This window comes from Caldisalinibacter kiritimatiensis (assembly GCF_000387765.1).
In the GTDB taxonomy this organism is placed as follows: domain Bacteria; phylum Bacillota; class Clostridia; order Tissierellales; family Caldisalinibacteraceae; genus Caldisalinibacter; species Caldisalinibacter kiritimatiensis.
Genome location: NZ_ARZA01000273.1, coordinates 1 through 14,001 on the forward strand (window position 1 = coordinate 1; position 14,001 = coordinate 14,001).

At 33.3% G+C, this 14,001-nt stretch carries 15 protein-coding genes; all 15 read right to left on the reverse strand.

Annotated elements, in window-relative coordinates:
* Positions 1 to 163: 163 nt before the first annotated feature.
* Positions 164 to 1,414, reverse strand: a complete 1,251-nt coding sequence (gene murA, locus L21TH_RS12515; protein ID WP_006317127.1) for a UDP-N-acetylglucosamine 1-carboxyvinyltransferase — start codon at positions 1,412 to 1,414, stop codon at positions 164 to 166.
* A gap of 94 nt (positions 1,415 to 1,508) precedes the next feature.
* Complete coding sequence (locus L21TH_RS13915) at positions 1,509 to 2,312, reverse strand: YwmB family TATA-box binding protein (protein ID WP_006317128.1); 804 nt, start codon at positions 2,310 to 2,312, stop codon at positions 1,509 to 1,511.
* A gap of 370 nt (positions 2,313 to 2,682) precedes the next feature.
* The gene (locus L21TH_RS12525) at positions 2,683 to 3,084 is read right to left on the reverse strand and encodes a F0F1 ATP synthase subunit epsilon (protein ID WP_006317134.1); all 402 of its coding nucleotides are present in this window, start codon (positions 3,082 to 3,084) and stop codon (positions 2,683 to 2,685) included.
* 86 nt (positions 3,085 to 3,170) lie between these two features.
* On the reverse strand, positions 3,171 to 4,568 hold the full coding sequence (gene atpD, locus L21TH_RS12530) for a F0F1 ATP synthase subunit beta (RefSeq protein ID WP_006317135.1): 1,398 nt from the start codon (positions 4,566 to 4,568) through the stop codon (positions 3,171 to 3,173).
* A gap of 344 nt (positions 4,569 to 4,912) precedes the next feature.
* Positions 4,913 to 5,770 (reverse strand): ATP synthase F1 subunit gamma, encoded by an 858-nt coding sequence (gene atpG, locus L21TH_RS12535; protein WP_006317136.1) that lies wholly within the window; start codon positions 5,768 to 5,770, stop codon positions 4,913 to 4,915.
* An 84-nt stretch (positions 5,771 to 5,854) separates the two neighbouring features.
* A complete protein-coding gene (gene atpA / locus L21TH_RS12540) occupies positions 5,855 to 7,360 on the reverse strand; it encodes a F0F1 ATP synthase subunit alpha (protein WP_006317137.1) in 1,506 nt (501 codons plus the stop codon).
* A complete protein-coding gene (locus L21TH_RS12545; RefSeq protein WP_006317139.1) occupies positions 7,360 to 7,923 on the reverse strand; it encodes a F0F1 ATP synthase subunit delta in 564 nt (187 codons plus the stop codon). Before L21TH_RS12545 ends, atpA begins: the two co-directional genes overlap by 1 nt.
* A complete protein-coding gene (locus L21TH_RS12550) occupies positions 7,911 to 8,423 on the reverse strand; it encodes a F0F1 ATP synthase subunit B (RefSeq protein WP_006317141.1) in 513 nt (170 codons plus the stop codon). Before L21TH_RS12550 ends, L21TH_RS12545 begins: the two co-directional genes overlap by 13 nt.
* 126 nt (positions 8,424 to 8,549) lie before the next feature.
* A complete protein-coding gene (atpE, locus tag L21TH_RS12555; protein WP_006317143.1) occupies positions 8,550 to 8,819 on the reverse strand; it encodes an ATP synthase F0 subunit C in 270 nt (89 codons plus the stop codon).
* Between the two features lie 70 nt (positions 8,820 to 8,889).
* On the reverse strand, positions 8,890 to 9,558 hold the full coding sequence (gene atpB / locus L21TH_RS12560; RefSeq protein WP_006317144.1) for a F0F1 ATP synthase subunit A: 669 nt from the start codon (positions 9,556 to 9,558) through the stop codon (positions 8,890 to 8,892).
* 98 nt (positions 9,559 to 9,656) lie between these two features.
* Positions 9,657 to 10,055, reverse strand: coding sequence for an ATP synthase subunit I (locus L21TH_RS12565; protein WP_006317146.1), 399 nt, complete (start codon positions 10,053 to 10,055; stop codon positions 9,657 to 9,659).
* 4 nt (positions 10,056 to 10,059) lie between these two features.
* Complete coding sequence (locus L21TH_RS12570) at positions 10,060 to 10,293, reverse strand: AtpZ/AtpI family protein (RefSeq protein WP_034430190.1); 234 nt, start codon at positions 10,291 to 10,293, stop codon at positions 10,060 to 10,062.
* Positions 10,294 to 10,974: 681 nt separating this feature from the next.
* A complete protein-coding gene (locus L21TH_RS12575; RefSeq protein ID WP_006317149.1) occupies positions 10,975 to 12,327 on the reverse strand; it encodes a TIGR00366 family protein in 1,353 nt (450 codons plus the stop codon).
* A gap of 89 nt (positions 12,328 to 12,416) precedes the next feature.
* Positions 12,417 to 13,079, reverse strand: a complete 663-nt coding sequence (locus tag L21TH_RS12580; protein ID WP_006317150.1) for a CoA transferase subunit B — start codon at positions 13,077 to 13,079, stop codon at positions 12,417 to 12,419.
* Entirely contained in the window at positions 13,079 to 13,732 is a 654-nt protein-coding gene (atoD, locus tag L21TH_RS12585; RefSeq protein ID WP_006317151.1) for an acetate CoA-transferase subunit alpha, read from the reverse strand. Before atoD ends, L21TH_RS12580 begins: the two co-directional genes overlap by 1 nt.
* Positions 13,733 to 14,001: the final 269 nt, after the last annotated feature.

Below are 14,001 nucleotides of genomic sequence, written 5' to 3' on the forward strand. Positions count from 1 at the left end.
GAGAGAATATTTGTAAAATTATTATCGAAAAGCGAAAGGCGAACAGCGAATAGCCTAATTCTTACCAATATTCTCCTGAGAACTAAGAACTGAATCAAATGCTACTAACTACTAACAACGAACTACTAACTAACAAATCGACGAAGTCGACTTTGTTCTATCTTTACACTCTATATATTTTAGCTCCTAATTTTGAAAACTTTTGTTCTATATCTGAATATCCTCTATCTAAATGATATACATTACCTATTTCCGTAGTACCATCAGCTATAAGTCCAGCAAGTATTAATGCAGCTCCTGCTCTCAAATCTGTTGCTTTTACAGGAGCACCTAATAATTTATCTGTACCTTGTATAATTGCGCTTCTTCCTTCAATTTTTATATTGGCTCCCATTCTTTTAAGCTCATCTACATGCATAAATCTATTTTCAAATACTGTTTCTATAATTACACTTGTGCCCTTTGCTATACTCATCATAGACATGAATTGTGCTTGCATATCTGTTGGAAACCCTGGATAAGGAAGGGTTTTTACGTCTATGGCCTTTAATATGCCATCTGATTGTACTCTTACTTTATCTCCATCATCTATTATACTTACTCCTGCTTCTTTTAATTTGGCCATGATAGGTTTTACATGATTAGTCAAAACATTTTCTATAACTACATCTCCACCTGTTATAGCAGCTGCTATCATATAAGTACCTGCTTCTATCCTATCGGGAATAACTAAATGAGTAGTTCCTTTAAGGTTATTTACTCCTTTTATTTTTATTGTATTAGTTCCAGCACCTTTTATATTTGCACCCATTTTATTTAAAAAGTTAGCTAAATCAACAATTTCAGGCTCTTCTGCTGCATTTTCAATAACTGTTTCACCTTCAGCTAAAGTGGCTGCCATCATTATATTCTCAGTAGCTCCTACACTAGGAAAGTCTAGATATATTCTATCTCCTCTTAGTTGTTTTGTATGTGCTTCTACAAAGCCATGGCCTACTTGTATATCAGCTCCAAGGGCTGCAAATCCTTTTAAGTGTAAATCAATTGGTCTTGTTCCTATTGCACATCCTCCCGGTAGCGATATTCTAACTCTACCCATTCTTGCTAAAAGTGGTCCCATTACTAAAAATGATGCTCTCATTTTTCTTACAAGCTCATACGGTGCTTCATTATTATCTATAGTTGCAGAATTAACTTCAATTTTACCTCTACTAGTCCTTTTTATATCCGAACCTAATGCCGCAAGTACCTCACAAATAACATCTACATCCTTTAAATTAGGTACATCTTCTAGTTCACATTTTTCTGTAGACAGCAAGGTAGCAGCTAATATAGGTAATACTGAATTTTTAGCACCACTAATTCTTACAGTCCCTTTCAAGGGAGGACTTTTTTCTACTATAATTTTTTGCACATTTTCCTCCTCCTTTAGTATATTGACAAGTCTCTAATGCTACTGTATTTTTTTGTCTTTTTATTTTACATTTTTAATTTTAAATTTTAAATTTCTAATATCCTACTGCTATAATTGGGCTACCTATCCAAATATAAGTCTTGTCTTCATATTCGTTATACCTCATTGCTATATTTAAATTCATTCGTTTATCGGCTGTGTATATATAGTCGTCTATTAGTGGAGAGTAAGCAGAAATGCTTATTAAGGAAGGTTCTACTAGGCCTTCAATTTTCTTTCCTTTTATGACTTGAATTGCTTCGTTTATAATGTGTAAATTCTCTTTCTCCTTTAATTTTCCATCATAAGTTCCTACAATACAAGTGGTAATTTTTGTATTAGCATTAAACTTATTGAATATTTTTTCTATTTGATTATAAACAGCATTTAATCTATCTATTTTATCTTGAACTATATCTATAACTAAATCAGTTTCTTCGATATTACTATATGAATCCTTATATGTTGAAATAATTGCTGTAATAGCTCTATTTTCTTTATCCTTACCCCATAAAATTAACTGCACCATATCTTTTGATTCCACAATTTCTATTTTGTATTCTGGCTTATCTTTATTATTTGCATCATACAACTGATTATGATTAGCTAAGTAACCATTAACTTGTAATTCTTTTATCAACTCATTACTAATATCCTTTAATGTTTCTTTATCAACATATTTGTCATTTATCTTGCCACTTCCATTAATATTAAGCTCTAGTATTTCTGCTTTAGTAGCAACAAAGGCTTGTTTCAATGCTTCATTTGAATCAACTTTTTCTTTGTCAGCCCATACAAAGTTAATAATTGACAAAACTATTATGAGTCCAATTAAAGTGATAGTTTTTAATTTATTCATTATAAGCAACCTCCTAATTATAACCTTATTTGCTAATACTTTGTATTAGCTTTAGGTTGTAAAAATAGAGGAAAGAGCGGAAAACAGCAGAAATGTTAAAGGGGGACAAAAACATTTCCACTGTATCACTCTTCCCTCAATATCAAGTATTGACAGAAACTAGCCTGTACTATACATGTAATTTTTAGTTTTATAAAATATTTTTTGGAGGTTGATTTTGCTAAATTTATCAAATTGAATATACTTCATATTATGTAATAAAAATTTTTTTCGTTACAAAAAGCGACTTCGTAGCTTAATTTAAAATTAATTGACGTGTAAGATAACGTTTTTAATCATCCAATACAAAAGCCAAGGCTTAAACCTTGGCTTATCTATGCTTAGCTACCTCTAATCTATTGATTGCTTTCTTAAGTGATATTTCAGCTCTAAGGGTATCCTTTTCTCCACCACTACCCTTTAATCTCTTTTCTGCTCTTTCTTTAGCAGCTTTTGCTCTATCTACATCTATTTCTTCAGGCCATTCAGCTGCATCTGCTATAATAGTAGTTTTTTCTTTAGCAACCTCTATATAACCTGAAGCAACAGCTGCAATTCTAAATTCACCATTTTGTTTTATTCTAATTTTACCTATATCTAAAGGAGTTACTAAAGGGGTATGATTCTTTAATATACCTATATCCCCTTCTATTCCTCTAACTATCACCATTTCTACCTTGTCCTCAAAGAACTTTCTATCAGGTGTTACTATTTCTAGTGTGAACTCAGACACCATCTACACCTCACTTTCTTCCTGACCAATTAGGAAAAACACTTTATTGATAGAGGACACTTAAGTGCCCTCTTTCATTTTAACTATTATTTCATATTTTTAGCTTTTTCTACTGCTTCATCAATAGTACCTACATATAGGAATGCAGACTCTGGTAAGTCATCATGCTTACCTTCTAATATTTCTTTGAATCCTCTTACTGTTTCTTTGATTGGTACATATACTCCTGGCATTCCTGTAAACTGCTCAGCTACGTGGAATGGTTGTGATAAGAAACGTTGAATCTTTCTTGCACGTGATACTATTAATTTGTCTTCATCTGATAACTCATCCATACCTAATATTGCAATTATATCTTGTAATTCTTTATATCTTTGAAGAATCTCTTGTACTCCACGAGCTACTCTATAATGCTCTTCACCAACGATTGCTGGGTCTAATATTCTTGATGTAGAATCTAATGGGTCAACCGCTGGATAAATACCAAGCTCAGCTATTTGACGAGAAAGTACTGTCGTCGCATCTAAGTGTGCGAAGGTTGTAGCTGGAGCTGGGTCAGTTAAGTCGTCTGCTGGTACGTATACTGCCTGTACTGATGTAATAGAACCCTTCTTAGTTGATGTAATTCTCTCTTGAAGGGCACCCATCTCTGTCGCTAATGTTGGCTGGTATCCAACGGCACTAGGCATACGTCCAAGTAACGCTGAAACCTCTGAACCAGCTTGTGTAAATCTGAAGATATTATCTATGAATAATAAAACGTCCTGTCCTTCTTTATCTCTAAAGTGTTCTGCCATTGTAAGTCCAGTTAATGCAACTCTCATTCTCGCTCCAGGTGGCTCATTCATCTGTCCGAAGACTAATGTAGTTTTATCTAGTGCTCCTGACTCTTCCATTTCATAGTATAAGTCGTTACCTTCTCTTGTTCTTTCTCCAACTCCTGCGAATACTGATAAACCACCGTGCTCTTTAGCTATATTGTTGATAAGCTCTTGGATAAGTACTGTTTTACCAACACCTGCTCCTCCAAATAGACCTATCTTACCACCTTTAGCATATGGTGCTATAAGGTCAACAACCTTTATACCTGTTTCAAATATCTCTGTAGCAGTTTGCTGCTCTTCGAATGAAGGAGCCTGTTTATGAATAGGAGAATATTCCTTAGCACCAACTTCTCCTTGCTCATCTATTGTTTCACCTAATACATTGAATAATCTACCTAAAGTCTCTCTACCTACAGGTACAGTAATAGGTGCACCTGTATCTACAGCTTCCATACCTCTCACGAAACCATCTGTAGAATCCATTGCGATACATCTTACAGTATCGTCCCCAATATGCTGAGCAACTTCGCAAACTACTTTTTTACCGTTACCTTCAATTTCAATCGCATTAAGTAGTTTTGGAAGATTTTCTTCGCTGAATCTAATATCTACAACTGGGCCAATTATCTGTACTATTTTACCCACGTTTCTTTCAGCCATTTATTTTCACATCCTTTCCATTTCTCTTTAAGTTAAAAAAACAGTTCTTAGCTCTTGGTTCTTAGCTTACAACTATCAGTCGACGGGACGTGGGCGTCCCTCGACAACAGAAAAGTACAGCTCTTGGTTCTTAGCTTACAACTATCAGTCGACGGGACGTGGGCGTCCCTCGACAACGGAAAAAGAACAGTTCTTAGGGCTTAGTTCTTAGTAGTTGCTACTTGCTACTAACCACTAACTACTAACACTTATTCATCTTCCGTCTTTTAGTTCGTTTTCTTTCACGTATTCATTTACGTCATCTTTATGTTTTTAATTATCAATTGTAAATTTTCAATTGTCAATTATTTAAGCGCTTCCGCTCCACCTACTATTTCTGAAATCTCTTGCGTAATAGATGCCTGACGTGCTCTATTATAGCTTAATTTAAGCTCATCTATCATATCTTCAGCATTATCCGTAGCTGATTCCATTGCCATTCTTCTAGATGCCTGCTCACTTGCAGAAGCTTCTATCATTGCACCATAAACAACACTATCAATATATTTAGGTATCAAATAATCAAGCACTTCTTCAGGTGATGGTTCATACTGAATAAGAGCTGCTTTTTCGTTCTTCTCATCGTCTCTTATATTTTCAGCCGGTAATAATTTCATCACTTTTGGTTCATGGGATATTGTGCTTTTAAAGTGAGTATACACTAAATTTACTTCATCTACTTTCTCTTCTTTATATAATTTCATTGCCAAATCACCGATTTTTTGAGCATGGCTAAATCTAGGATTTTCCGATATATTTAAAAACTCACCAGCTATGTTATATCCTCTCTTTTGAAAGAAATCTTTACCCTTATATCCTACAGCTATAATATAATCTTTGTCTTTATCTTCTATTTTACTTTGTGTAAGTTTTACTATATTACTGTTGTACCCTCCAGCTAATCCTCTATCTGCAGTTATTACAATATAAGCTCTTCTCTTTACTTCTCTTTTTTCTAAGAATGGATGTTTTATTCCACCCGTGGAAGCAAGTATCTCCTGTATGCTCCTAAGTACCGTATTATAATACGGTCTAGTCTTTTCTAATTTTCTTCTAGCTTTCTTTAATTTAGCTGATGATACAAGCTCCATAGCTTTAGTTATCTGCTTTGTACTACTTACACTACGAATTCTTCTCTTTATATCACGCATACTTTGTGGCATAACTTCACCTCCCTATCGCTCAAGGGCAGACTCTTTAGATATATCGGGACCAGAGATTAAAATCTCTGTCCCACCCTCTTATCTTTATGCAAAACTCTTTTTGAATTCTTCTATAGCTTGCTTTAATTTCTCTTCAGTTTCTTCTGATAAATCACCTGTTTCCTTTATAGCATTTCCTACTTCTGGATAATTTGAATCCATGAAGTTTAGGAACTGCTCTTCAAACTCTTTTATTCTGTCTACTGGAATATCCGATAAATATTTATTGATAACAGCATAAATTGTCATAACTTGGTGCTCTACAGCTACTGGCTTATATTGAGGCTGCTTTAATATTTCCATAATTCTTTCACCTTGAGCAAGTCTTTCCTGAGTTTCTTTATCAAGCTCAGAACCAAACTGTGCAAAGGCCGCTAATTCTCTATATTGCGCTAGCTCTAATTTAAGCTTACCAGCAACTTTTTTCATAGCTTTAATTTGTGCAGAACCACCAACACGAGATACCGATAATCCTGCATTTACAGCAGGTCTTTGTCCTGAGAAAAATAGTTCTGATTCTAAGAAAATTTGTCCATCAGTTATAGAAATTACGTTTGTTGGAATATATGCAGAAATATCACCTGCTAAGGTTTCAATGATTGGTAATGCAGTCATTGAACCTCCACCGTATTTTTCATCAAGTCTAGCAGCACGCTCTAATAGTCTTGAATGTAGATAGAATACATCACCTGGATAAGCTTCACGTCCTGGTGGACGTCTTAATAATAGTGACATTGCACGATAAGCAACTGCGTGCTTAGATAAGTCATCATAGATTATAAGTACATCTTTACCGTTAAACATAAACTCTTCGCCCATTGCTGCTCCAGCATACGGCGCAATATATTGTAATGGAGCAAGCTCACTTGCTGTTGCTGATACTACGATACTATAATCCATAGCTCCGTTTTTCTCTAACGTTTCAACTATCTTAGCTACAGTTGATTTCTTCTGTCCTATAGCTACATATATACAAATAACGTCTTCGTCTTTTTGATTAAGTATAGTATCTATTGCAATTGCTGTCTTACCTGTCTGTCTGTCCCCTATGATTAACTCCCTTTGTCCTCTTCCTATAGGAATCATTGAGTCTATAGCTTTGATACCTGTTTGCAATGGAACAGAAACTGACTTTCTTGTAATTACACCTGTAGCCTTTGATTCTACTGGTCTATATTTGTCTGTATTTATTGGTCCTTTTCCATCTATTGGCTGACCTAATGCATTTACTACTCTTCCTATTAATGCATCTCCTACAGGTACCTCAACTATCCTTTCTGTTCTTTTAACTGTGTCTCCCTCTTTTATATTGTCGTCTGGTCCTAGAAGAACGCAACCTACATTATCTTCTTCTAGGTTTAGAGCCATACCATAAATTCCACCTGGAAACTCTATAAGCTCACCAGCCATACAATTTTCTAATCCATGAACCCTCGCAATACCGTCTCCTACCTGAATAACGGTACCTACGTCTTGAACATCAAGTTTCTTTTCATATCTCTTGATTTGCTCTTTTATTACAGCACTAATCTCTTCAGGTCTGAGATTCATTAGCTCTTCACCCCTATCTTTTCTACTTTTACGTTTTTAAGTTCTTTTTCAATGTTATCTAATTGTCCTTTGATACTATTATCAATAACCTTGTCTTCTATTTTTACAAGGACACCACCTATTATTTCCTCATTAACAATATTCTCTAAAATAACTCTTTTACCAAACTTGTTTGACAGATTATCTTGTAATTTAGATTTTTCTTCTTCTGTCATAGGTACAGCAGTAACTGCCTTAGCCTCTATAATACCTAATTTTTCATTTGAAAGAGCCACATATTCATCTTTTATGTAGCTTAAATATCTTTCTCTACCTTTGTCTACAACTATATATAATAGATTTAATATTTCTTGAGATATCTTACCTTTAAATAAAGAATTTATTATATCTTTCTTTTCATTCTTAGTTAGCTTTGGGTGCTCAAATATCGTTTTTAATTTAGGCTCACTCTCAAAAACCTTTGATACTTCAATAATCTCCTGTTTATATTCCTCTAATTTATCGTACTCTAAAGCTACTTCAAATAAAGCCTCAGCATATCTTTTGCCTACTAATTTTGCCATTTGCTTTCCCCTACCTCATCTATAAACTTATTAATCATTTCTCTGTGGGATTTTTCATCTAAGTCTTTATCTACTACCTTTGAAGCAGCCATCATAGCTATAGTTACTACCTCTGATTTAAGCTCTTCCATAGCTTTTTCACGTTGTCTTACTATCTCTCTATTAGCTCTTTCTACAATATTTTCTGCTTCTTTTTTAGCATCAGCTATTATTTCTTCTCTTACTTCTCCTGCTCTTTTCTTTCCTGTTTCAATTATTGATTGAGCTTCTTGTTTTGCTTCTTCTATTTTAAGCTGATATTCTTCTTTTAGCTTAACAGCTTCTTCTTTTTCCTTTTTAGCTTCTGTTAAGTCTCCTTCTATTCTTTCTCTTCTCTCGTTTAAGAATTTTGACACAGGTTCAAACAAGAAATGTCTAAGTACTATAAATAGGACTAATGTAGCTGCCCATTGTAATCCTACACTTAATAAATCTGGTATTACCCTTACTTCTATGGGCACAGTAATGCCTCCTTTCATCTCTTCTTCGGAAACTACATTTTATTAAATATATCTTAATTTCTCATTAGATTCACAATAATTACAGAAACAAGAGATGGGTGAAATACCCACCTCTATGTAGGTATATTAAAGTGCTTCAAGTAATGGTCTTACGAATAATAGAATTATAGCAATAACTAAACCATAAATACCTGTTGTCTCTGCAACTGCCTGACCAAGGATCATTGTTCTAATTACATCACCTTGTGCTTCTGGTTGTCTTCCAACCGCCTCTGCTGCTTTACCTGCAGCGTATCCCTGTCCTATACCAGGTCCTATACCTGCTATTGCAGCAAGACCTGCACCTATTGCTGAACATCCTAGTATAAAAGCTTTTGGATCTAATCCTTGTAACATTTAATTTACCTCCTTATAATTTTAATCATTTCTTATTTATAAACGAACCATAGGGTTCGTAGTAATTAACTTAATCTTCCATAGCCATTGAAATAAATACCATAGTTAACATAATGAATATAAATGTTTGAATAACACCTGCAAATACATCAAAATATGCATGGAAAACTGGAGCAACGATTATTGAAAAAGCTCCTAATGCTTGATAAAGAAGAAACATAATTATAACACCACTTAATATATTACCGAAAAGACGGAATGATAAAGAAACTGGGTTCGCAAGCTCCCCTATAACATTAAGTGGGAAAAGTGGCCAGAAAGGTTCAAAAAAGCCTTTTATATACCCTCCAAGACCTTTAGATTTCAATCCATAATACTGAGTTAAAACAAAAGTAATTATTGCTAATGCAAAGGTAACATTGTAATCAGAGGTTGGAGGTTTTAATCCAATCAATCCAAATAAGTTTGCTACTACTAGGTATAAAGCTAAAGTACCTATATATGGAGCAAACCCCAACTTATCTCGTCCCATAGTTGTTTCAACCAAGGACTCTACACCCTCAACTAATAGCTCTATAAAATTAAGAAACTTTGAGGGTTTTTCATTAACTCTTGCTTTTTTAATTTTTCTGTTAACATATATAGCAAATATACTTAACAGAATTACAATAATCCATGTGTTCACTATTGTTTCAGCTATTACATATTCATTTCCAAATAGCTGTAGTGTAATTTCCACAGGCTTTGCCTCCCTTCATAATAAGGTTAGAATTTAGCTTTTAAGTAAACACCAATTTATAATACTTTATATTTAATAGCAAAGATTTTCATTTTAAACTAATTATTCTTTGCTATTTTTTTCTTTCCCCTTATAAGGTCAAAGAATGTATCTGATAAAATAACAATTTTTACCATAAAAAGCCCAAGAATAACTGTGTAAAAATTTAGATAATTCGCAATTGCACCGACCGTTAATACTACTCCATATATTATGTATCTTGCCATATAGTTTCCTAATACATAGGGCATTATCTTATGTTTTGGCATTTTTACTGACTTTTCAAGGGTTAATGACATAAGTCTAAAATTCAAAATATTAATTACCACACCAAATATTATACCATACACATATGGTAAAGGGTCTTTAAAACCAATAAGAAAAGCTCCAATTAGTACTAACGTCACTGATAATACTCTCTTTGTTACCTTAATCTGGGTGTTCCCTTCAAGACTCAAAAAATCACTTCCTTTTAGTTCCTGTGGTGGTTAACTTAAACAAAGTTATAAAGGATGTAATTATTCCTAATACTGAAAAAATAATTAAAAACACTACTCCTGTGTTGAACTTATTATCTAAGAAGTTTCCAAGAAATATACCACCCAAAATTGGTACAGCCATAGAAATACCTATTTGTGAAATTAAGGCTAAATTTTGAAAAATCTTTGATTTATTATTTAGTTTCAATCTAATCACTCCGGCTTATGAGCATAAGATGAAAATTAATGTCAAAACTCATTTATTATATATACCTCAAAAATATAAATTTAAACAGTTACTTTATTAATATTCCCCTCTTTTTTTATATGTAATCATATTACTAATAATATTTTTAAGTTTAATGTTAAATAAATAACAATTCCTAAATACAATTTCCCCTATAGAAAAGTATATCTAATTATAATATATAGTACAAGTCTATTAGTAATTATTTTTCTGCAAATTTTGAGTAATAATAACATATTATTCTAATTTTCATCGTCAAATTCCTGTTTGTGTTTTATATTTAAATAATTTACATGGTAATAATATGTTTATATAGTAATACAAAGAAAATAAAATATCAGTATCTTTCATTTTGTTAATATTCGTTTAACACATTATTAACATAAAAAATAAAATACTTTTTCTATAGTTAGAGTTTGTCATAAAAATGTCAATAAACTTAGTTGAAACTAGTTTTACCTACTAATAGGCGGTTTTTATAACACTTTTTGAAACAAAGTCGACTTCGTCGATTTGTCAATTAGTAGTTTGTTGTTAGTAGTTTTAGAATTATATTTTATCCACAATTTTAATCTATTTATAATTTCTTACTTAATACTACAAAAACAAAAGGTTGTGCGAAAGCACAACCCTTTTTAGCAATTTTATATACTATAAAATCATTAATCCAAGCGCTATGATTACACCTGTATAGATTAAGTCTACTACACAGAATCCCATAATATCTCTTGCTCCAAGACCTGCAATACCTAATGCCGGTAATGCCCAGAATGGCTGAATTAAGTTAGTCCAAGCATCTCCCCAAGCGATAGCCATAGCTGTCTTAGTTGCTGATACACCAATTTCAGCACCTGCTGGCATCATAATTGGAGCCTGTACTGCCCATTGTCCTCCACCTGAAGGTACAAAGAAGTTAACTAATCCTGCACTTAGGAATGAGAAGAATGGGAATGTTGTTTCATTAGATATACTTACAAATGCATTTGACATAACACCCGCTAATGATAAACCTTCTGCATTTCCTCCTGTCATCATACCCATTATACCAGCATAGAATGGGAACTGAAGTATAATTCCTGCTGTACCTTTAGCTGCACTTGCAATGGCATCTAAAAATCTTCTTGGTGTTCCATGAAGTATAATTCCTGTAAATAAGAACATAAAGTTAACTATATTTAAGTTTAACTTGAATCCATTACTAGCAAAATAATAAACTACATATGCTAATCCCATAAGTCCTATTAACAATGAAAGCACTGGACTGTTTTCCATTTTATCTGCTGGAGTCATATCTTCCTTAGCAACAGCTAATTCTTCTTCCTCGTCTTCTAATAATTTAGGGTCTATAGTTACTACATTATCTCCCTTTGGATGCATAAGTCTATTTACTAATGGCAATGTAACTACAATTACAGCTAAAATAATTAAGTTAAATGGTGCAAATATTGTTTGACTTGTTGAAATAGGGTCAACAACAACATTATTAGTAGCTTTAGCTAAATCTGCACCTGCAGTAGCTAATTTTAATGGTATTGAGCCTGAAAGACCTGCATGCCATACAATAAATCCAGAATATCCTGCAGCTATCAATAGTCTGTAGTCTACACCTTTTATTTGCTTAGCTATCTCTCTAGCGTATAATGCACCAATTACAAGACCAAATCCCCAGTTTATCCAAGCTGCTATTGCTTCAACTAATGTAACAGCCACAATAGCTTGTAAAGGAGTCTTTGGAATACTTGCTAGTTTTTTAAGTCCTTTCTTAATAATAGGTGCTTGTGCCAATGTATGACCTGTAACTAGTACTAATGCCATCTGCATTGAGAATGATAGTAATCCCCAGAACCCATCGCTCCAATGAACTACCATAGACATAGGTCCTTGACCTGTAAATATCATACCTAATACAAAAACAATAAGAGTTAATATGACAGCAAATAAGAATGGGTCTGGTAAATACCTTTGTACAAGTGCAACACATCCGTTTGTAAATTTTCTAAACATTTAAATCCTACCCCCTTATTTTATTTATATTATCAAGGTACTACTAAACTGTAGTACCTTGATAGAAGCAATTATCAATAAGTGCTTTATTAATCTATATCCATTTTCTTTAAGTCATCAGGAATAATTAAATCTGCTTCTGTATTAGCTTTAATCTCTTCAATTGTTACTTCAGGATTTATTTCTTTAAGCACTAATCCTTCCTCTGTTACTTCCATAACTCCCATTTCTGTAACTATAAGGTTCACTTGTCCTTCTGCTGTTAAAGGAAGGGTACATTCTTTTAATATTTTAGCATTACCTTTAGCTGTATGAGTCATAGCTACTATTACCTTTCTAGCTCCAGTAACAAGGTCCATTGCTCCTCCCATTCCTGGAACCATTTTTCCTGGTATCATCCAGTTAGCAAGATTACCTTTTTCATCTACTTGGAGGGCTCCTAATACAGTTGCATCAACATGTCCACCTCTAATAATGGCAAAAGAAGTAGCACTATCAAAGAAAGCTCCTCCTGTTTTTATAGTAACAGGCTGACCTCCTGCATTAATTAAGTCCTTATCTTCTTCTCCTTCTTTAGGTGATGGTCCTAAACCCACGAAACCGTTTTCTGATTGAAAAATAACATCTACATCTTCAGGTATGTAATTAGCAACCATAGTTGGTAATCCAATACCAAGGTTTACAACATCTCCATCTTTTACCTCTTTAGCTACTCTCTTAGCTATTATTTCTTTCATTTTCTTTTTATCCATTATTTTTCACCCCCAACTATGTAGTCAATAAATATTCCTGGTGTCATTACATCATTAGGGTCTATATCTCCAACCTCTACAATTTCTTCAGCTTCTACTATTACTAAATCAGCAGCCATTGCCATTAACGGATTAAAGTTTCTAGCTGACTTGTTATAATGAATATTACCCTTCTTATCTACTTTTGCTCCTGCTATTAAAGCAACATCCGCTTTTAATGGTAATTCTAAAAGGTACTCTTTACCATTAGCTTCTATTTTTTGTTTTCCTTCTTCAACCATTGTTCCTACGCCTGTTGGAGTTAATATACCTCCTAATCCAGCACCAGCTGCTCTAATTCTTTCTGCTAAAGTCCCCTGTGGCACTAATTCTACTTCTATCTCTTTTTCGTTCATCTGTCTTCCTGTCTCTGGGTTAGTTCCTATATGAGACGTTATTACTTTTTTTACTTGCTTATTTACTACTAATTTACCTATTCCAATTTCAGGAGTTGCGGTATCGTTTGCAATGATTGTTAAATCTTTAACTCCTTTTTGTATTAAAGCATCGACTATGCTGTGAGGAGTTCCAACGCCTAAAAATCCACCTATCATAACTGTCATGCCATCTTCTATTTTGTTTATAGCTTCTTCAATTGATAATAGCTTGTCCATTTTTATACACCTCCATATTAAATAATGTTAAATTTATATAACACATTCCACTTTTTATTATAATATATAATTCTGGTAATTTAAACCCACTTAGGATATTTTTTCATCATAAAATATCGAATTTTATCGAATTTTCTTTTAATTTAACTTGTATGCTTAGGTTTATGTATAAACAAAATCCACTTAAAAAAACTTAAAACCTGAGGTTTTTCTCCTCAGGTTTTTCATAAAAATTATTATTTATTAATTATCTTAAATTATCTATTATT